Genomic DNA, 18,891 nt, shown 5'->3' on the forward strand with positions numbered 1-18,891 from the left:
GGGCAGGGGAGAGGAATTTTACTGATGACAACTGACAACTAACAACTGACAACTGACAAAATAAATGTGTAGGCTAGAATTACAAAGCTTTTAGTTAGCAACAAGTCAGAGGATGGGAGTATGGATAGTAACAATTGGTTGCAACAGCTAATGATGTTGGGTATTGGCACAACCTCTTTAGTTGCAGACAAACTCAAGGAAGTGAGTGATGAACTGGTGAAAGACGGTAAACTCAATCCTGAGCAAGCAAAGGCAGTCATGGATGATCTTGTCCATCAGTTACAGTCAGAACAAGGCAACTGGGACGAGCAAATGCAGCGACAAATGCGAAACATGATGCAGGATTTGGGAGTCGCCCGTCAGTCAGAAGTAGACGAATTACGGGGGAGAATAGACCGTTTAGAGCGTCAAGTCCGGGATTTAGAAAATAAGCTATGGCGCTAAAAGGTCATTTCTGATTTAAACTAATTTTTGTTCTGTCAGTCATCTGATCACCAGTAATTAAAAGAGAGAGGGTTGATTTTGAAAGGAATTTTCCTCAGCGTGGTGTTAATGCTGGTATGTGTTGGCGTTTTAGTATTTACCCAAATTAGCGGTCAAAAAGATGCGGCGATTGGTAATTCATCCCTAGCACAACCAACCACCACTGTCACGCCAGAAAACAATACGCCAATAAAGAGCAATACTATGTCTGAAGCAAATGCTGTTACTACCGCCTCTGGATTAAAATATATTGAACTAGAAGAAGGAACGGGCGCAATTCCCCAAACTGGACAAACCGTTGAGGTTCACTACACCGGGACATTAACAGATGGAACTAAATTTGATAGTTCGCGCGATCGCAATCAAACCTTCAAGTTTAAAATTGGCACAGGACAAGTAATTAAAGGTTGGGACGAAGGAGTAATCTCCATGAAAGTAGGTGGCCGTCGTCAACTAATTATTCCCTCAGAACTAGGTTATGGTGCCCGTGGCGCTGGTGGCGTTATTCCTCCTAACTCTACTTTAATTTTTGACGTAGAACTGATCAGCGCTCAATAGTAATGGGGAATTGGGGTGAGGTTATTGGGAAAATCAGAAATTTTCAGTTATTGCCATCGTCAAAAAATATCACCAAGGAAAATTAATTCTCAAAAGAAAAAAGATGAATACTTCTTATTCGAGCGAATCGTCTTCCTTTAACTTTGACTTTCTTGCACCTCGCCCCAATCAAGATGCTGATTTACTCCAACAGTTATCTTTTATCCCTGGGTTGAAAGAAATTCTCATGTTACGTCAAGTTCATGCCCTGGAACACGCCACTGTCTGGTTACTAGGGGAAAATAAATATTCCTCTTTATCATCAGGAACAACCACCAATATCCAATTAGATGATGAATTATTAGGTGGTTTGTCTACCGAACAGGGATTTTTTCTCTATGGTGATGTGAATATTCATGATTTGCGCCGTGCAGTAACATTAGCTAAACATCGTCTGACCACTGGAGAATGGGATTTAGCTGTACATCCCCGCTGTGGCACAAATGTATCTGTAGCAATGTTATTAACAGCAGGACTAGCAGTAACAATTCCTTTTTTACTCCCATTTCGACCAATTGAACAACTAATCGGTTTTGGTTTAGCCGCCACGGCCGCAGCGGAAATTGCACCAGATTTAGGAATGCTCACCCAGCGTTATCTTACCACCTCTATCCCCTTTAATTTAGCTATTGAAAATATTACCATCACCCATGATTTTTGGGGCAAAGAAAGTCATTTTATCAAAGTATATTGGGAAAATTAGGAATCCGTAGGGGCGCAGGGACTGCGCCCTGATTCATTCACCACTCACACCCTTATTTATAAACTTCAAAATTAGATATTTAGGACGATGAGAAAACTGTATTTTTTAGTTCCCGGAACAAATGGTAAATTTGCTTGTGGTGGTCTTTGGGCAGAATTGAAAACAGTTGCTTTAGCTCAACATATTTGTGATGCTGAAGTAGTTACCTATCGTCAGCGAGAATCAGATAAATTATTTTTAGATGATTTATTACAAAGAAATAACTTAGATTTAGATAACATAATTTTTGTAATTAGTTGGGGATTCGATGTTGGTAAACTAGCGACTGAATTGCAAAAATATCATGTGATTTATCACGCTCACAGTGCAGGTTATAAAATTAATTTACCAGCTAGTATTCCCATAATTACAGTAAGTAGAAATACTTTAGGTTATTGGGGACAACAAGCCCCAAATTCTCTCATTTATTATTTACCCAATCAAATTAGTGATGAATTTACTAATTTACATCAACATCGAGATATTGATGTTTTAGTGCAAACCCGGAAATCTTCAGAATATTTAATTAAAACCTTAATTCCGGCTTTAGAAAAAAAATGTCAAGTATTGGTTATTGATAGTTATGTAGAAAATTTACCAGCTTTATTTAATCGGACTAAAGTTTATCTTTATGATTCGGCAGAATATTGGAAATTACAAGGAGTTAGCGAAGGATTTGGCTTACAACCAATGGAAGCATTAGCTTGTGGCTGTCAAGTCTTTTCTAGTGTCAATGGGGGATTATCGGATTATTTAGATCCGGGCTTTAATGCTTATAAAATCGCTGGTTATGCTTTAGAATATGATGTTGCCAAGATTTTGCAGGTTTTAGAAGCATCATCGGCATTGACTTTATCAGAAACGGTGTTAGCAGAATACAGAACTGAGTATATTATTCACCGTTTAGGAGTAATTTTAGCAGAAATAAATAACTTCTTTGATCATAAACATAACTATGCAACTAAAATTCCCGATTTTACAAAAATCCGGTTAGCACAATTGTTTACACAGAGAATCTTTGCTAAAATCAATAATAAATATTTACAGGGTAATTAGGGAATCTCATGGATAGACGATTATTGGTGACTGGAGGTGCTGGGTTTATTGGGGCAAATTTCGTCCATCATTGGTGTCAGGCTTATCCAAATGATAGAATCGTGGTACTGGATGCTCTGACCTACGCTGGCAATCGCCATAATTTAGCCTCTGTTGAAGCCAAAGAGAATTTCCGATTTGTGCAGGGAGACATAAGCGATCGCTCTTTAGTTGATAAACTACTTTTAGAGGAAAATATAAATACCATAGCTCATTTTGCCGCCGAATCTCACGTTGATCGTTCCATCACCGGACCCGCTGCATTTGTCCAAACTAACGTAGTCGGAACTTTTACTTTATTAGAAGCTTTCCGTCAATATTGGCAAGCAAAAAACCAACCTAGTAATTACCGATTTCTTCACGTTTCTACCGATGAAGTTTATGGTAGTCTCACCCCAGATGAACCCGCATTCTCAGAAACTACAGCCTATAGTCCCAATAGTCCTTATTCCGCTTCCAAGGCTGGAAGTGACCATCTAGTTCGGGCTTATTATCATACTTATAAACTACCGACAATTATCACTAATTGCTCTAATAATTATGGTGCTTTTCAATTTCCTGAAAAGCTAATTCCTTTGATGTGTATTAATATTTTAACTGGTAAAGAATTACCTGTTTATGGTGATGGCAAAAATGTCCGCGACTGGTTATATGTAGTTGATCACTGTCGGGCGTTAGATGTGGTAATCCATCAAGGAAAACCCGGACAAAATTACAACATTGGTGGCAATAACGAGGTTGAAAATATCAGTCTGGTACAAACTTTATGTGCAATTATGAATGAATTAGCACCAGATTTACCAGTATATCCAGCGGAAAAATTAATTACTTTTGTGAAGGATAGACCTGGACATGATCGAAGATATGCCATTAATGCCAATAAGCTAAAAACAGAATTTGATTGGACTCCATCTGTAACAATCACCGAAGGTTTACGTTTAACTATAGAATGGTATCTCGGTAATAGTGATTGGTGGAAACCCTTACTATAATCAATCCGTAATTATCAATTACTACCCAATCTTTAATCCCTCTGCATAATGAATGGGAAATTTAGATTGGAGTAAATTTCTGACAGCTAGTTCTAAATCATTTTCTTTGAGCAAAGATTCTCCGATGATTACTGTTTGTACACCACATTCAGCCACAAACGATAAATCATCGGGGGTTTCTATCCCTGATTCACTAATGACTAAAATTCCCAGATTTTGAAGTTGCGATCGCCTAACTGCCAATAATTCCTGAGTGGTGTTAATATTAATGCTAAAATCACCTAAACTCTGGTTATTAATGGAAACTATCCTCACATCTTCTAAGGCCAGAACTCTATCCAAATCATTTAAGTTATGAACTTGGATGACAGCATTCATCCCTAAGTAATGAATCACTCGTAAAAAGTTTTGTAATTGCTTATCTGTCAGAATCGCAGCAATTAATGATATTGCATCTGCACCAGCCGAACGGGCTAAATAAATTTGGCAAGGATCAATGATAAAATCTTTGCAAAGTAGAGGTATTCCTACCCGATATCTGATAGCACGGAGATGATCAAAACCACCATGAAAAAACTTTTGATCGGTAAAAACAGATACACAAGATGCTCCTCCTCGTTTATAGGCTTGAGCAATAGTAACTGGGTCAAAATCTGGTCTAATTACACTATGATAAAGTGATGCTTTTTTCACTTCTGCAATTAAACTAGGTTTATAAATACTCAACTGCAAAGCCGTAAAAAAGTCCCGCACAGTAGGAGCAGCACTTAATTGACGTTGCAAGGAAGCCCAGGACATATCTTGTTGCATTTGTGCAACTTCTAGTTTTTTCTGCCACACAATTTCTTTAATAATTGTTTGCATTTGATGATGATAAATTGTGGTTTGGTAGCTCATAAATTCTGCATAATAATCATATTTTTGTTGATGAATCTTCACCTTACCTTTTTGTTTTTCAGAAAAAATTTCCACAAACTCAGATTTAAAAACGCAACTACTTTAATTTTCCATCGAATCTGTCAACTTTTCTCACAGATAGTTAATTTTGCTGAGAATTACCAAGTAAGCAGTTAGTTTTAAGTAATCTGATATAAGTACGATAGGGTATATAGTCCATAGGATTATAACCAGCAAATTGCAAAACTAGAACACAAGCCCAAGAATATTTGCCCGCGATAATTGCTTTGATTATTTGTTCTATTTGTTCGGTCTTAATTTTTTTGTTAACAGACGAATGATAATCGCTAAAATTTTGACTCATAACATGCACTCCTGTTGAAAATACGAATCATTTCATGGGTTTGAGAATTTTTCATGTCTCTTTTTTAAGACTACCTAAAGTTATCCTCTCAATACATGAATTATTTTTTGATTAACTTGATAAATTTTTCGCTCTTATTTTTTTACCTCTAATTAACTGTCAGAATAGTGAATTTATAAGTGTAAATTTAGCAAGCAATAATTATATAGTATTTTTTGGTTTTCTAGGTTAATTTTTTTGTTTAATCAAATTAAAAATTGTTTCATGCTAACCTACTTATGTTCTTTCTTAACTTTTATCTGTTCCAGATTTCCTGATTTTGCCGTTTAGGGATTCTTGCTGATAGTTAGGACTTGCTAAATCAACCTAAAACCTATATAAATCAGTTGCAGAGAATTAAGTCTGAATACCATCAAACTTCTAACTCCCCCTCAAGTGCGCTGAGTGGCTGCTGATAGCCCTCACTGGCAACTTTTATGGCTTACCCCACGCTATAAGCCCCAGTTATATATAAATTCAATCAGTCATTTATCTATCCTGGGGAGGATGTTAAATTATTAGCAGCTAATTTGATGTAAAAAGATATGCCTGAAGATAGATGACCTTGTATCTTCTTTCATAGTTGAATGCAAAAGAGACTAAATTTAGTGAAATCAGGTAAATAACTCACAATTTACCTATTTATCAAACCTCATCATGCCAAAGTTTATATGGATATTAACTGACAATGTGTCAATTCTATGTTGGTAAGCTCAATTTTCAGGGTGACTCAAGTGAAAAGTAATAAAAACAACCGTTACTTTTTTCATGCAACTAAGTTGAAACTATTTACTTTTTATTGATAAAATCAGATTTATTCAAACTTGAATAAGGTTTGCTGATGGCGTGGCGTAAGCTATAAAATTTGTCTGTGAAGCCAGGTAATTCTTAACTGGGAACATTTTCAGCTATTTGGATATCCTCAACTTTCCAAATTCGACCAGGAAAAATGCACCTATTTTGAGACTCCACCAGCCAAAACCTTGCACTTTTTGACAATCAAAAAATCTGAAACCCTTATCTGTTATTCTTCCTAATCTTATTCAGCCAGTCCTAAATATGAAGCTGCTACAGATGAATTGCCCATTGAGCAAATAGCAATGAGCAAGATTTTATTAACTCTTTACTCTAATTATGTGTTTCCTTTTCCCCTGGGTTATATCCAAATTTGTCCGTAAATCAGTGCAAAGTTAATTAATAGCTAAAAATAACAAAATCTAGTGATTGGAATAATTATGTACGAAACAAAAAAGATTATCGTTATTGATAATAATCTTGTCAACCGCAATTTTATTTTAGACTATCTTCACTCTCAAGGCTATAATGCTATAGGTGCAGAAAATGGTATAACTGGACTGCAATTAACCAGGAAATATTTACCTGATTTGGTAATTTGTGACCTAGTAATGCCAGACATGGATGGTTATAGCATATTAAGTCATCTACGGGAAGATTCATTAACAGCAATTACTCCTTTTATTTTTTTGACTGCTATTAATACCAAGGCATCTTTGCGAAAAGCAATGGAATTAGGAGCAGATGATTATTTAACTAAACCTGTAACAACGGATGAGTTATTGCGAGCCATTAATATTAGATTACAAAAACAAGATATTTTTAGATATTGGTATGCAACAAACCCCAACCAATTAACATCAACAGAATTACCTAATACATCAGTAAATTCTTCGTCAATTTTTCCAGATATTCCCCATTTGAAAAGAATTTTCGATTATATTGAAGCTAACTATCAAGAAGGAATTACTTCATCTGATGTCGCCGAAGCTGTAGGTTATTCTTCTGCATATTTAACTAACCAAGTTGGTAAACAAACAGGAAAGCCAATCAATGTTTGGATTGTGAAACGGCGCATGGTAGCAGCCCTGTCTTTATTGGAAAATACTAACCAGACAATTGAGGAAATTGCTGTGAAAATAGGCTATCAAAATGCTCCTCATTTTTCTCGACAGTTTCGCCAACATTATGGTTTATCTCCCGCAAATTGGCGGAAAAAACATCAGTTAAATCCAGATTCAACAAAGACTAAGTTGCAATTTAGGCAAAATCGCTCAGGATTAGTCAACTCTGTACCCGCAGGGAGGAATTAAGTCAACGTGAGTTCGGAGTTTCTCCTTCGGAGACGCTACGCGAACGGAGTTATGATTTTTTCAACGAGAGAATAAGGGCTTGAGACTCCTACGTGGGGTGAGTTTTCCACAAATTATCGTTATGTCGAACTCACGTTAAGTCAGGAGTAGGGGCGCAGGGCTTGCGCCCAATTAAAAATCAGAAAAAATCACCCCTGTTCCCTTGTCATAACGACAATTTTTAATGTCCACCCACTTAGATAAAACTAACTACTTTTAGAATTGCTTAATTGCTGGATCAAAAGTTGAATTGATAAAGCGAATAAACCTAATGCAACTAACCCAAATATTCCCGCTCCCAAGGCTACTATACCTACAACTAGGGTACGCACGGCAGAAGCAATGTTGATCACAGTTTGGTTATCAGAATGGGTGGGTTTATTGGCAAAAGTAGTGGCGATCGCTATCATTAAAGAATAAGTAGCAAATGCAAATCCTCCCGATATTACAGACCCAGTTATACAGCGTAAAGGAGTTGCTTGGACTTGGTTAGAACTATCTACTGAAGGCGTTTCTGGCTGTTGATTCATAGGAAAGTAATAAATTAAGTAGGTTGGCGTTGAAAATTGTCGTTATAGCAAGGCAAGAAGCAATAGGCAACAGGCAAGAGTAAAGAAGTTCTCCGCGATTTTACCTTTCTTTACACAGTTTGGTTTTATTGTGTTCACCTACTTAGGCAATTTTTAGGCTATTTTATTGGGCAATTTTAATTCCATGTTTAATGGTATGGGCGACAAACAATTCCAAGTCCTCATCAGGAATCGCCTCACGTATCCCCTGCTTAACTATTTCCCCTTGATTTGGAGACTCAACAATAGCAAACACAGAAGGACCAGAACCCGACATCATTGTTCCTAAAACCCCCGGTTGACTAGCGAATAATTCCCGCAGTTGCCATACTTGAGGATAAGCTGGTAAAACAACCTTCTCCAAATCATTATGTAGTTTTTGGGCAATGTTTTCTGTATTCTTATTCAAGATAGCTTTGACCATATCTTCTGAATGAAAAGCACTAGCACGAGCCGCCAAACCTTCCCAATCTTGAATATAATTAACTCCAAATTGTTGCCGATAGGTTTTATATGCCCAAGGTGTAGAAACTTCCAAACTGCGATATTTAGCCAAGACTATATGTAAATTATCCAAACTTTGCAAAGGAGAAAGTTGTTCACCTCTACCCGTCGCAATTGCCGTTCCTCCGCCAATACAAAATGGCACATCTGAACCCAAACCAGCACCCAATTCTTCTAATTCTGATTGAGTTAATCCCAAATTCCAAAGTAAATCCATTCCTACTAACACTGCTGCCGCATTACTAGAACCTCCCGCTAAACCAGCGGCCACAGGAATATGTTTTTTGATAGTAATATCCACACCACCAAAATTACTAAAAGCTTTGGGAAATTCCCTAGCCATTAATGCCGCCGCTTTATAAACTAAATTACTTTGATCTATAGGTACTTGGGGATGATCACAATAAACGCGAATATTTTCAGTGCTAGACGCATGGATATCAATTTGATCGGATAAATCTATACTTTGGAGTATCATTGCTAATTCATGATACCCATCAGGACGACTGCCGATAATTTCCAAATACAAATTGATTTTAGCAGGTGCAATTAAACTGTAAGAACGCATAGGGAATAGGTGACAGGTGACAGTTAAGAGGGAATAGAAAATAGGGAATAGGGAATAGGTGACAGGTGACAGGTGACAGTTAAGAGGGAATAGAAAATAGAGAATAGGGAATAGGGAATAGGTGACAGGTGACAGGTGACAGTTAAGAGGGAATAGAAAATAGGGAATAGGGAATAGGGAATAGGTGACAGGTGACAGTTAAGAGGGAATAGAAAATAGAGAATAGGGAATAGGTGACAGGTGACAGGTGACAGGTGACAGTTAAGAGGGAATAGAAAATAGAGAATAGGGAATAGGGGAGAAATTTCATTCTCTATTCTTCAATTTCTTCCTCCTGACTCGGTGACTCCTGACTCCCGACTGCTGCTATAGTATTTACCAGTGATACCCATTGGGCAACACCGAGGTCTTCAGCCCGAACTTGAGGATTTATTCCTAATTGTTCCAGTAATTGAGTCAAGTTGTCTCGTTCAATTACTGATTGTAAATTATTTCTTAACATTTTTCGCTTTGACCCAAATCCCAATTTCACCAGAGTTTCTAACTTTTTGGGGTCATGAGCCGGAATTTCTATCTGTTTAGGACTCAACCGCACCACAGCCGAATCTACCTTGGGTGGAGGCACAAATGCCGCAGCCGGAACTGTACAAATTAACTCACAATCTGCCAAATATTGCACCCGCACCGACAACGCCCCAAAAGTTCTCGAACCGGGTTTAGCATATAATCTTTCAGCTACTTCTTTCTGTATTAACAAAACAATCGTATCAAAAGGCTTTGGATTAGGATGAGAAATCGTCCCCAGTAACTTTTGAATAATTGGACCAGTAATATTATAAGGAATGTTAGCAACAACTTTATTCTGCTTCTGAAAATTAGTAAATGTTGTTAATTGCGATGGTAAATCAAGGGTGAGAAAATCTCCCTGTAGCAAGAGAAAATTTTCTTCTTCCCCCAATTGTTTAGCCAGTAACTTACACAAATCTCGGTCAATTTCTACTGCAAGCAAAGATTTTACTAGCGGCAATAACCGACGAGTGAGAATTCCTGTACCCGGTCCAATTTCTAAAACTTTATCAGTTTCTTGACAATTAGCCGCTTGGACAATTGCATTCAGGGCTTTATCACTTTTTAACCAATGTTGAGCAAACTGTTTACGGGGTTGAATCATTTTGTTGACATTAAAAATTAGACTTATTACAGGATTATTTTATTGGACCATAACAATCTATATTATACTTAATGATGTGAGTCCATTTTTAATAATACCACAAATTACTTACATACACGATTTAAGATGTAAATTAAAACTTCATATTCACATATTTCTTTCATAAAATTCATTGTAAATCTTCTATCCAACACAAACAATTAAATAGTTTGTCCTGAGACAGTGCATTATAAAATCTTTCATCAGCAGTCACCATTTTACAATCATTATTGATTGCCAAAGCTAGATATACACAATCATAAACAGCTTGCTGAACTCTTACTGCAATTTCTAAAACCATTGGCATTAAAGGAGAAGATAAACAAATTTGTAAAGGCAATCCCAAAAGTAATTCTAAATCATTTTGAGCATCATCTAAATTCATTTCTCCTCGACGTACCCGCTTCCATAAAATGTTGCCAATTTCTGGAAAAAAGAAATCAGGAACTAATAATTGGTAATTTGGTTTATTCAAACGCAATGCTGCTTCTGAATGAATTTCCGGTAGTACCCATTTAATGCCTACATTTGCATCTACTACAAATTTACTCAACGGTTTCGATCCTCACGCAAAAGTTCAACACTATCACTAAAAATTTTACCTAAATGACGCTGACGTGCAATATCTATTTTTTCCCAACCTTGAGCAGTAACCGATTCCTGATTGACTAATTCAGCCTCTACGAAATTTTCTAAAATTGTCTTAACTTCATCTTCCAAACTGCGGTTATGACTTCGAGCTAAACCCTGTAATTTTTCTAATACAACAGGATTAATATTTCCTATTACAACTTGTGTTGTCATATTACCTCGCTATTACTACAGAAAAAGACGTTAACGCTGGGATATCCATTTTAAACTAATTGTAACAGCTTGCCACCCTTGCAGCTAAAGCTTTCAGATGTTTTCCTAACTGAGTACCACTAGCCCAAAAGTGAGAAGGTAAATGACCTATTGGTGCGGATAACTTAAAAGATAATTGTTGTCGGGGGGAAGTAGCATAGGGTAAATACCAACCTACCGCCCTACAAAATTGGGCATAGTCGGTATCACAGCTATGATAAATTTGGGTTTGAATACTAAAACCAAAATGCCCTTGACTATATTTTATCCACAATTGATCAATTATTTGTAAATCCTGACAAGGCAAACTTTCCAAATCACTATTAGATAAATAAGTAACTCTCCCCTTAGATAAAGCTTGACACATTAACGCCCAAGTTTCTTTATCTGCCTTTTCCCACTGTTTCCAGGCCAGAAAATTACGTAACTGTTGGTAATTAACACCAGTATCAGAACGGAGAGTAGTAAGTTGCTGTTTTTTCCCTAATTGTGTTTTTATTTCTATTGCTGCTAGAACTTCTTGTGCAGATTTGTAACGTTGAGCCAGAGCATTATAAATGAGTTTATCAATAATTTCACCCAGATGTGGTGTCACCGGATTTTCTGGCAGTAAATAATCTCGCCAAATCCAGCGATCGCTTGTATCATCATATAAATCAAAAGGCGAAATCCCCGTTAACAACTGAATACAACTCACACCCAAACTATAAAGATCACTAGCTGGTAATACCTTACCTCGCATTTGTTCAGGAGCCATATATTCAGGACTCCCAATAGTTGTTCCTGTTTTCATCACCCCAGTCGCAGAAATCAACTTAGCCACGCCAAAATCAATCAACACCAAATCTCCCCCAGCAGATTTTCGCATGATATTTTCTGGCTTAATATCTCTATGAATTACATGACTACCATGCACAAACGCCAACACAGGCAATAAATCTTCCAGTAACTTCTGGATTTTCTCTTCATTAAAAACCCCTTGCTGCGTCAATTCCTGCGCCAAAGTCTGCCCTCGGATAAACTCCTGTATTAAATATAACCTATTTTCCTGCTCAAAATATGCCAACAACTGAGGAATTTGAGGATGATGCAACTCATCTAAACGCACAGCTTCCTGTCGAAATAATTCCGCCGCTTTTTTAAAATCGGCTGGATTCTCCTCCGGAAAACAGAGTTGTTTAATCACGCATTGCGGTTGGGAAGGAATATGTTCATCCATCCCTAAGATTGTTCTCCCAAAGCCACCCTTACCTAGAGGATAAAGGGGACGATAGCGCTCTTTAAGTAAAATTAACTTACCACACTTAAGACAAAATCGCGCATCATCAGGATTTTGCGGGTACAAACAGTTAGTACAAAAACTCATCACATAGTAGTTATTTTTCAGAACTACTTGTATATTAAGTCTTCATTTGACCTCCGCCGATTTATTTTTCCTCAGCATTATAAGTATAAAATTGATTTAATGCCCCCACCGTTTCCAATTTGTACCCTGCTATCCAAGCATCCAGTTTGATTTGCGTCCGGTAAATACTAAAGACTATATAATCTTGTCGGTTAGTAGTAGTAGTAATCAGTTCCTTAATATGTGGCGTAGCAGAATTAAGCAACTGTTCACAATTAACTTTAATTAACTTTTCCAAAAAGCTTGGTGTTTTTTTACATACATCAGTTTCCAAGTATGTTGTCAGCTTTTGGACTGCATACTTTTCATACTCCTCCTGATTAGGGTTAGTTTTCGCCATAATTACCCCTAGAACAGTAACGCCCACTGCTCCTACGCATATTATCATAGTTAAAGGTTTCATTTCTAGCCTGACCTGGTGTAGTGGTTAATCTTTTAAAGACTACCAAGAAAAGTATCTAATTTCTGGCAAAAAAACTTGATCATTTTTCTCAGGTCATGCTAAACTTATAAAAGCAAATTAAATGGCGAGCGTAGCCAAGTGGTTAAGGCAGTGGTTTGTGGTACCACCATCCGCGGGTTCGAATCCCGTCGTTCGCCCTCTTATACTATGTACTAATGCTTCCACTTACTAACATTGGTACTAAAAATACCATGAGGGCAAACACAGCAGGATTGCCCATAGTATTAATGAATCAATTTTCTAGAGTTAATGACTAGTATGTTGAGAATTTTTCCTGAAAAATATTCTCACTCCAGTCAGCTTTTAACTTGTAAACGCCAGTGGATTCTTTGTAGCCGTAACCAGCGCATCCAAATTTTCGCCGGTTGGTCAAAAAACGTGAAAATATCGCCAAAACCAAAGTTAGTTTTTTGATGGTGCAACCAATGCTGTTCCGGCGTAGTAATAAATAGAAATTTACACAAAACAGTCACGGGTTGAGATGTTTGCCACCCCAAGGCTATGACGTGTCTCCACCATACATGAAACTGACCAAACAATAAACCGCAAATTACGCCAATAGGAGACAAATTCCATAACCAAATTCCTACCAGTAGATAAGGTAATGCACCCAAAATTCCATCTAAAAGCACCTGGGGATTAAATGTGAGAATTGCATAGTGACGAAAACTCTTTTTCCAGGAGTGGTGAGTTGTCAAGTGAAGGCTACCAAAAACATGTTCAGGGACGTGATAGAAGAAGGTAGAAAGAAAATCGCCAAGAATCAGTAACAACCAAGCAACAGCGATAGCTTCAAGCATTTGGAATCCTGTATACATCTATAAACCGATAGATATACTGTGTGTTGTTTATTTGACCATCACAATTTTCTAACTAAGACATTCCCCATGAGTAAAGATTGAGTTAATATACGTACAAATTTAGGTTAAGTTGCATATTGAGGATTTGTTGAAAAAATTGCCAAGCCAAATTTAAACCCGCTGCTGATAGGAATTTAAATATGGCAAAATAGATCGTAATAACACAACCAATGTTCATGAAAGGAACTCAAATAGTAGGAAATACTAAACGCGAATATTGCAAAAAGTACAGGAACTACCGTAGTAACTTCTAACTTGCCTTTTTTTAAAATTTCTAAGCAAGAGATAACGATAACTACAGGCCATAAGATAGTGGTAATAATGACCATGACAAAAGATAAAAATTTATCTTCTGGAGAAGATGTAGGGTTACGGAGAGAAAAGGTTAACCAATTGGTAAGAAAATAGCCAGTCATTAAGACATAGCTAATAACTAAAGTTGACTGGATTTGATTCACTACATCTACTCCTTCAATGATATAATTTCTCAAAGAAATATCTATTTCAGATACATTTTAAGTGAATGCTAAAAATAAATTAATAAGTAATCATACTTGATTCAAGGCTGAATTTTGGAGTATGGTAACTACAGCGGAATTCAAGAGTTACTGAGTCAGGAGTAAAACTGGCTTGCTGTCCGGCTTTGAATTTAGATCCTGTACCTCATTAATCTGTAATATGCTGTATATTTATTAATATTAATTAGCTATTCCCACACTGGTATAGCATAGATATGAAAAAAGTGCCAAATAGAATGCAGCATTTAATACGATTAAACTTAAACATACTGAAGACACATAATTACTAGACTTTTGACCAGGCAAAGATCCTTGCATATCAATATTCTTAGCGATTTTCATCCTAAGGCTGCGACCCGTTTTTAGTATAATTTGAAGTTGGCATAGGTAGGTTAGGAATGTGAATTAAATAAGGTGCAAAAGTAGGGTGTGCAAAGCCCTTGCGGGCATGGCTTCGCTTAAAGCGACAGCGTAACGCACCATTCCAGGTGACATCAGAATTGCAGGTTATTAAATTTGCGTTCCTTAGCATTGAAAATCGTCGTTATGGCAAGGCAAGAGGCAATCATGCAAGAGGCAAGAGTGAAGAGGGTTTGGGCGATTTTACTTTTCTTTACACAGATTGATTTTATTGTCTTCACCTACTTAGTATGTGGGGAGTCAGGAGTCAGGAGAAAGAAGGAAGAATCATGTAGAACTGCAATAAAGTGCTTAATTTTTGATGGTGTCAACATTGAATATTCCGAAAATCATTGATTTGTAAAGTGTTGATATTTATCAAATAACGACTAATTACTTCTGCTCATGTTCTCAGCACCTTAGTGATTGGTATAGTCGGCATCAAAGTGAGAAAAATTTATATGTTGGGAATTGGAAGATGGTAATTTGCAGAAGTCCGATAACTATAACCGATAGCAGCATCTTTTTGAATGTGTTGTTTAATACTGTCAAAATCTATAAATTCGTCAGCCACATCAATAAGATGACTTCTAGACCGAGCTTCACTATCACTGGTAGTTGTTTGCAAACCAATTACCTCCACTCTAGCACCTACATTACTAACTGCATGAACAGCATAGGATAAATCTCCATCTCCACTGACTAAGACAGCGGTATCATAATAGGGTGCTAAAGTAATCATATCAACGGCAATTTCCACATTCAGATTAGGTTTTTTGTAATTATCTACAACTACACTCATATCTTTGGTAACTACACGATAGCCGTTACGACGCATCCATAAAAGAAATCCCTGTTGTTTTTCGTTGCCACTATCCATTCCTGTGTAAAAGAAGGCACGTAGTAATCGAGAAGTTTTTGTTAGACGACAAAGCAATTTGACGTAATCAATTTCAATTCCCAGTTGTAATGCGGCATGAAATAGATTTAATCCATCAATAAAAATTGCTACCCGACCACGATTGTCATCCTCATTAAAGCCAATATTATTAGCTGGATTAGGTTCTTTAGGCTTAATATTGCCTTTGCTTGCAGGACCTTGCCAATGAGGTTTTTCTTTAAGTTCTTTATATTCGTTTGTTTTTTTGCTAAAATTGTCAAACTGCATTGATACCTCTAAATATTAAAGTGGGGATGTTGTTGTAGGTAAATTGACAATAGCTAAATTCTAACTAATTTCTTAATCCTGCCTTGGTTGAATTAATACCTATCAGGTGGATTTTAGCCAATTTCTTCTAGGTGAATATGATATTTTCCCGTCTGCCTGCATATACTTTACACAATATGCACACCTTTAGGCGAAACTCACTATTTATATCCAAAAATTCTCTTTAAGTTTTGTCGGCAAAATCTATTCTGTGCGCCTATAAGCAAGGATTGTTAAATCAAACTTAATTATTATTGGGGAATGGAGAGAGAGGGATTCGAACCCTCGTATACATTTCTGCATAACAGACTTTCCAGGTCTGCGCCTTCAACCACTCGGCCATCTCTCCAGTTGTCTCGCTTTGCTATAGTACAATAGAATTTTAAAAAAGGCAACCTTTTTAGGAAAAAGATTTCTTATGGCTAGGACTACGCCGCGCTATCACCACTTCCTGACCTGAAAGCGCGGAGTTTTAGACCAATTTTCTTATAATGAAGTGTGAAACTCCAAATCCGCAAATCTGAAAATCAACATGGTTCAAACCCACAAAATTAAAGTTTACAATCGCCAAGCTGGGACATCACATACTCTGGAAGTTCCTGAAGACCGTTATATTTTACACACGGCTGAACATAACGGGACGGAACTCCCCTTTTCTTGTCGGAATGGGGCTTGTACGACTTGCGCTGTCAGAGTTATATCAGGAGAAATTCACCAACCGGAAGCCATTGGTCTGTCTCCAGATTTACGCCGTCAAGGTTACGCTTTATTATGTGTAAGTTACGCTCGTTCTGATTTGGAAGTGGAAACACAAGATGAAGATGAGGTTTATGAACTTCAGTTTGGGCGGTTTTTTGGTAAGGGCAAAGTTAAAGCGGGTTTACCCTTAGATGAGGATTAAGATTTTTTGTGTGTTTAGGGTAATGGATTTGATGGCGAGGATGGCTGCTGTAATATTCCATCTTCGCATTTTTGCGCCAAAAATAATTATATTAACTAGTTTGTTACTTTTGGTGAGTTGTCAAAGCCCAAACAAGTCTTCAATAACTCCCGCTAGTGTTAAGGTAGCACGGGTTGTGAGTGGACAAAGTTTAGAAGTTTTGGGAATGGAGTCACAACCAAATTTAATTTCTCAGGTCAGGTTAATTGGTTTAGATGCACCTGATATCCGTCAAATCCCTTGGGGTGAGGATGCTAAACAATTTGTGGAAAGTTTAATTGGGGGTGCAAATCAGGCTGTGAATCTGGAATTTGACTTAGAAGCTAAGGATAAATTTAACCGAACCTTGGCTTATGTATGGAAAGATAAACTGTTGTTAAATGAAGAAGTTGTCAAACAAGGATATGCTTTATTTGTAGCGCGATCGCCTAATCGCAAATACGACCAACGACTAGAACACGCACAACAATGGGCGAGAATTATGGGAAAAGGCATCTGGAATACCGATAAACCCATGCGAGTGACTCCTGGAGAATTTCGTCGTCTCTCTCGTTAAATGTAAGAGTATAACGACCAACAACGGACAACTGACCACTGACAACTAACAAATATGCAAATTTTTCTAGATATTGCTACAGAAGCAGCTTTAGCCGCAGGTGTAGTTTTACAAGATTATTTAGGTAAATTAGAAAACGTAATCACCGAAAAAGGTCGTCCTGGTGATTTAGTTACCGCTGCTGATAAAGCTTCTGAACAGGTAATTTTACAAGTATTGCGTCGTCATTTTCCCCAGCATTCCATCCTCGCTGAAGAGTCGGGAAAATTGGGAAATCAAGACAATGAATTTCTCTGGGCTATTGACCCTCTCGATGGTACAACTAATTACGCCCATCAATACCCCTGTTTCGCTGTTTCCATTGGGTTGCTGATTCACGGTGTCCCCAAGGTAGGGGTAATTTATGACCCTTTTCGTGATGAATTATTTCGGGCTGCTGCTGGTTTAGGTGCAACTCGTAACCGTCGCCCTATTCAGGTTTCCCAAACAACGGAATTAGGTAAAAGCTTGTTAGTGAGTGGATTTGCTTATGATCGCCGGGAAACTGCTGACAACAATTATGCAGAGTTTTGTCATCTTACCCATCTTACTCAAGGTGTCAGACGTGATGGTGCAGCAGCCTTGGATTTAGCTTATGTAGCCTGTGGGAGAGTTGATGGTTATTGGGAAAGGGGAATTGCGCCTTGGGATGTTGTAGCTGGGATCATATTGGTTCAGGAAGCGGGAGGAAATGTCACTGCTTATGATGGAACTCCGATAAACATTGATTCGGGGAGAATTCTGGCTACTAACGGTCATATTCACAAACAACTCAGTCAGGAATTGATGCAAGTTCCCCCTTTATCTAGTTGGACATAGGTTTTCTCAGTAGGTTGGCGTTAAAAATTGTCGTTATGGCAAGGCAAGAGGCAATAGGCAATAGGCAAGAGGCAAGAGGCAATGGGCAATAGGTTTTGATGGATTTTACTTTTTACATCTGGCGAAATTAAATATCCGTTACTTGTAAATCTTCTCCATAAGTAATTGGAATTGGACAGAATTAATTACACAACTAATTTTTCTGTTCCCTGTCACCTGTCCCCGTGGCGTAGCACCTGTCCCCGTGGCGTAGCACCTGTCACCTGTTCCCTGTTCCCTCTCTTAACAAGTTACTTGTTTTACATAGAACGTCTCCATAATCATCCCCAAATAAAATTTTTTTCCTAGTCCACTAGCAAAATTAGAGATTTTCACCTATTATGATAGAAAGCGTAAAAAATTGTAAACTAGATTGACAATCTGGTTAAACTTGTGTAGGTGAATAATATTCGTCTGCTATAAACGCATAAAATCCGTACTTATAAAACATTTTTGGAGATTTACTCTCATGACCATCGCAGTTGGACGCGCCCCCAGTAGAGGGTGGTTTGACGTATTAGACGACTGGCTAAAGCGCGATCGCTTCGTATTCGTAGGTTGGTCAGGAATATTATTATTCCCCTGTGCCTTCCTCG

Annotated in this window: 21 protein-coding genes, 2 tRNA genes and 1 pseudogene; 11 read left to right on the top strand and 13 right to left on the bottom strand. The window is 37.6% G+C overall.

The features are described from left to right. The first annotated feature begins 120 nt into the window (after positions 1-120). From IQ226_RS21505 to rfbB, 5 genes are all read left to right on the top strand, one after another. Positions 121-444, top strand: coding sequence for a phasin family protein (locus IQ226_RS21505; RefSeq protein ID WP_027403831.1), 324 nt, complete (start codon positions 121-123; stop codon positions 442-444). A gap of 78 nt (positions 445-522) precedes the next feature. Next, entirely contained in the window at positions 523-1,041 is a 519-nt protein-coding gene (locus tag IQ226_RS21510; protein WP_193898778.1) for an FKBP-type peptidyl-prolyl cis-trans isomerase, read from the top strand. A 103-nt stretch (positions 1,042-1,144) separates the two neighbouring features. Further along, on the top strand, positions 1,145-1,783 hold the full coding sequence (locus IQ226_RS21515; RefSeq protein ID WP_193898780.1) for a DUF6391 domain-containing protein: 639 nt from the start codon (positions 1,145-1,147) through the stop codon (positions 1,781-1,783). A gap of 87 nt (positions 1,784-1,870) precedes the next feature. Then, complete coding sequence (locus IQ226_RS21520; RefSeq protein ID WP_193898782.1) at positions 1,871-2,878, top strand: glycosyltransferase; 1,008 nt, start codon at positions 1,871-1,873, stop codon at positions 2,876-2,878. Between the two features lie 8 nt (positions 2,879-2,886). Next, a complete protein-coding gene (gene rfbB / locus IQ226_RS21525) occupies positions 2,887-3,909 on the top strand; it encodes a dTDP-glucose 4,6-dehydratase (RefSeq protein ID WP_193898784.1) in 1,023 nt (340 codons plus the stop codon). A gap of 21 nt (positions 3,910-3,930) precedes the next feature. On the opposite strand, the gene IQ226_RS21530 is transcribed toward rfbB, so the two are convergent. Further along, complete coding sequence (locus IQ226_RS21530; protein ID WP_271775176.1) at positions 3,931-4,842, bottom strand: indole-3-glycerol phosphate synthase TrpC; 912 nt, start codon at positions 4,840-4,842, stop codon at positions 3,931-3,933. 106 nt (positions 4,843-4,948) lie between these two features. Beyond that, positions 4,949-5,170: a HetP family heterocyst commitment protein gene (locus IQ226_RS21535; protein WP_027403825.1), complete on the bottom strand. Its 222-nt coding sequence runs from the start codon at positions 5,168-5,170 to the stop codon at positions 4,949-4,951. Positions 5,171-6,444: 1,274 nt separating this feature from the next. On the opposite strand from IQ226_RS21535, the gene IQ226_RS21540 reads away from it, so the two are divergent. After that, positions 6,445-7,317, top strand: a complete 873-nt coding sequence (locus IQ226_RS21540) for a DNA-binding response regulator (RefSeq protein WP_193898786.1) — start codon at positions 6,445-6,447, stop codon at positions 7,315-7,317. A gap of 245 nt (positions 7,318-7,562) precedes the next feature. On the opposite strand, the gene IQ226_RS21545 is transcribed toward IQ226_RS21540, so the two are convergent. The 7 genes from IQ226_RS21545 to IQ226_RS21575 form a co-directional block, all read right to left on the bottom strand. Continuing rightward, complete coding sequence (locus tag IQ226_RS21545) at positions 7,563-7,886, bottom strand: DUF3082 domain-containing protein (RefSeq protein ID WP_193898788.1); 324 nt, start codon at positions 7,884-7,886, stop codon at positions 7,563-7,565. Positions 7,887-8,049: 163 nt separating this feature from the next. Continuing rightward, complete coding sequence (gene ispE / locus IQ226_RS21550; protein WP_193898790.1) at positions 8,050-8,997, bottom strand: 4-(cytidine 5'-diphospho)-2-C-methyl-D-erythritol kinase; 948 nt, start codon at positions 8,995-8,997, stop codon at positions 8,050-8,052. A gap of 313 nt (positions 8,998-9,310) precedes the next feature. Continuing rightward, positions 9,311-10,168, bottom strand: coding sequence for a 16S rRNA (adenine(1518)-N(6)/adenine(1519)-N(6))-dimethyltransferase RsmA (rsmA, locus tag IQ226_RS21555; RefSeq protein ID WP_193898792.1), 858 nt, complete (start codon positions 10,166-10,168; stop codon positions 9,311-9,313). A 169-nt stretch (positions 10,169-10,337) separates the two neighbouring features. Continuing rightward, positions 10,338-10,760: a type II toxin-antitoxin system VapC family toxin gene (locus IQ226_RS21560; RefSeq protein ID WP_193898794.1), complete on the bottom strand. Its 423-nt coding sequence runs from the start codon at positions 10,758-10,760 to the stop codon at positions 10,338-10,340. Further along, positions 10,757-11,011 carry a hypothetical protein gene (locus IQ226_RS21565; RefSeq protein ID WP_193898796.1) on the bottom strand — a complete coding sequence of 85 codons (255 nt, stop codon included), beginning with the start codon at positions 11,009-11,011 and terminating at the stop codon, positions 10,757-10,759. Before IQ226_RS21565 ends, IQ226_RS21560 begins: the two co-directional genes overlap by 4 nt. Before the next feature lie 55 nt (positions 11,012-11,066). Then, positions 11,067-12,416: a GUN4 domain-containing protein gene (locus tag IQ226_RS21570; RefSeq protein ID WP_193898816.1), complete on the bottom strand. Its 1,350-nt coding sequence runs from the start codon at positions 12,414-12,416 to the stop codon at positions 11,067-11,069. Between the two features lie 61 nt (positions 12,417-12,477). Continuing rightward, positions 12,478-12,858, bottom strand: a complete 381-nt coding sequence (locus IQ226_RS21575) for a DUF4359 domain-containing protein (protein ID WP_193898798.1) — start codon at positions 12,856-12,858, stop codon at positions 12,478-12,480. A gap of 124 nt (positions 12,859-12,982) precedes the next feature. Between IQ226_RS21575 and IQ226_RS21580 the strand changes: the two genes are divergently transcribed. Continuing rightward, positions 12,983-13,055 (top strand) — tRNA-His (locus tag IQ226_RS21580). Between the two features lie 159 nt (positions 13,056-13,214). On the opposite strand, the gene IQ226_RS21585 is transcribed toward IQ226_RS21580, so the two are convergent. The 4 genes from IQ226_RS21585 to IQ226_RS21600 form a co-directional block, all read right to left on the bottom strand. After that, the gene (locus IQ226_RS21585; protein ID WP_193898801.1) at positions 13,215-13,718 is read right to left on the bottom strand and encodes a fatty acid hydroxylase; all 504 of its coding nucleotides are present in this window, start codon (positions 13,716-13,718) and stop codon (positions 13,215-13,217) included. A gap of 194 nt (positions 13,719-13,912) precedes the next feature. Then, positions 13,913-14,236 (bottom strand): hypothetical protein, encoded by a 324-nt coding sequence (locus IQ226_RS21590; RefSeq protein WP_193898803.1) that lies wholly within the window; start codon positions 14,234-14,236, stop codon positions 13,913-13,915. Positions 14,237-15,152: 916 nt separating this feature from the next. Continuing rightward, a complete protein-coding gene (locus IQ226_RS21595; RefSeq protein ID WP_193898805.1) occupies positions 15,153-15,863 on the bottom strand; it encodes an NYN domain-containing protein in 711 nt (236 codons plus the stop codon). 301 nt (positions 15,864-16,164) lie between these two features. Continuing rightward, positions 16,165-16,251: transfer RNA gene (locus tag IQ226_RS21600), tRNA-Ser, on the bottom strand. Positions 16,252-16,434: 183 nt separating this feature from the next. On the opposite strand from IQ226_RS21600, the gene IQ226_RS21605 reads away from it, so the two are divergent. From IQ226_RS21605 to IQ226_RS21620, 4 genes and pseudogenes are all read left to right on the top strand, one after another. Continuing rightward, positions 16,435-16,803, top strand: coding sequence for a 2Fe-2S iron-sulfur cluster-binding protein (locus IQ226_RS21605; protein WP_193898808.1), 369 nt, complete (start codon positions 16,435-16,437; stop codon positions 16,801-16,803). Between the two features lie 40 nt (positions 16,804-16,843). Beyond that, positions 16,844-17,398, top strand: coding sequence for a thermonuclease family protein (locus IQ226_RS21610; protein WP_193898810.1), 555 nt, complete (start codon positions 16,844-16,846; stop codon positions 17,396-17,398). Positions 17,399-17,452: 54 nt separating this feature from the next. Next, positions 17,453-18,256, top strand: a complete 804-nt coding sequence (locus IQ226_RS21615) for an inositol monophosphatase family protein (RefSeq protein ID WP_193898812.1) — start codon at positions 17,453-17,455, stop codon at positions 18,254-18,256. A 508-nt stretch (positions 18,257-18,764) separates the two neighbouring features. Further along, positions 18,765-18,891, top strand: a pseudogene (locus IQ226_RS21620) (photosystem II D2 protein (photosystem q(a) protein)); the annotation flags it as partial.

The organism is Dolichospermum sp. LEGE 00240 (assembly GCF_015207875.1).
GTDB classification, from domain to species: domain Bacteria; phylum Cyanobacteriota; class Cyanobacteriia; order Cyanobacteriales; family Nostocaceae; genus Dolichospermum; species Dolichospermum gracile.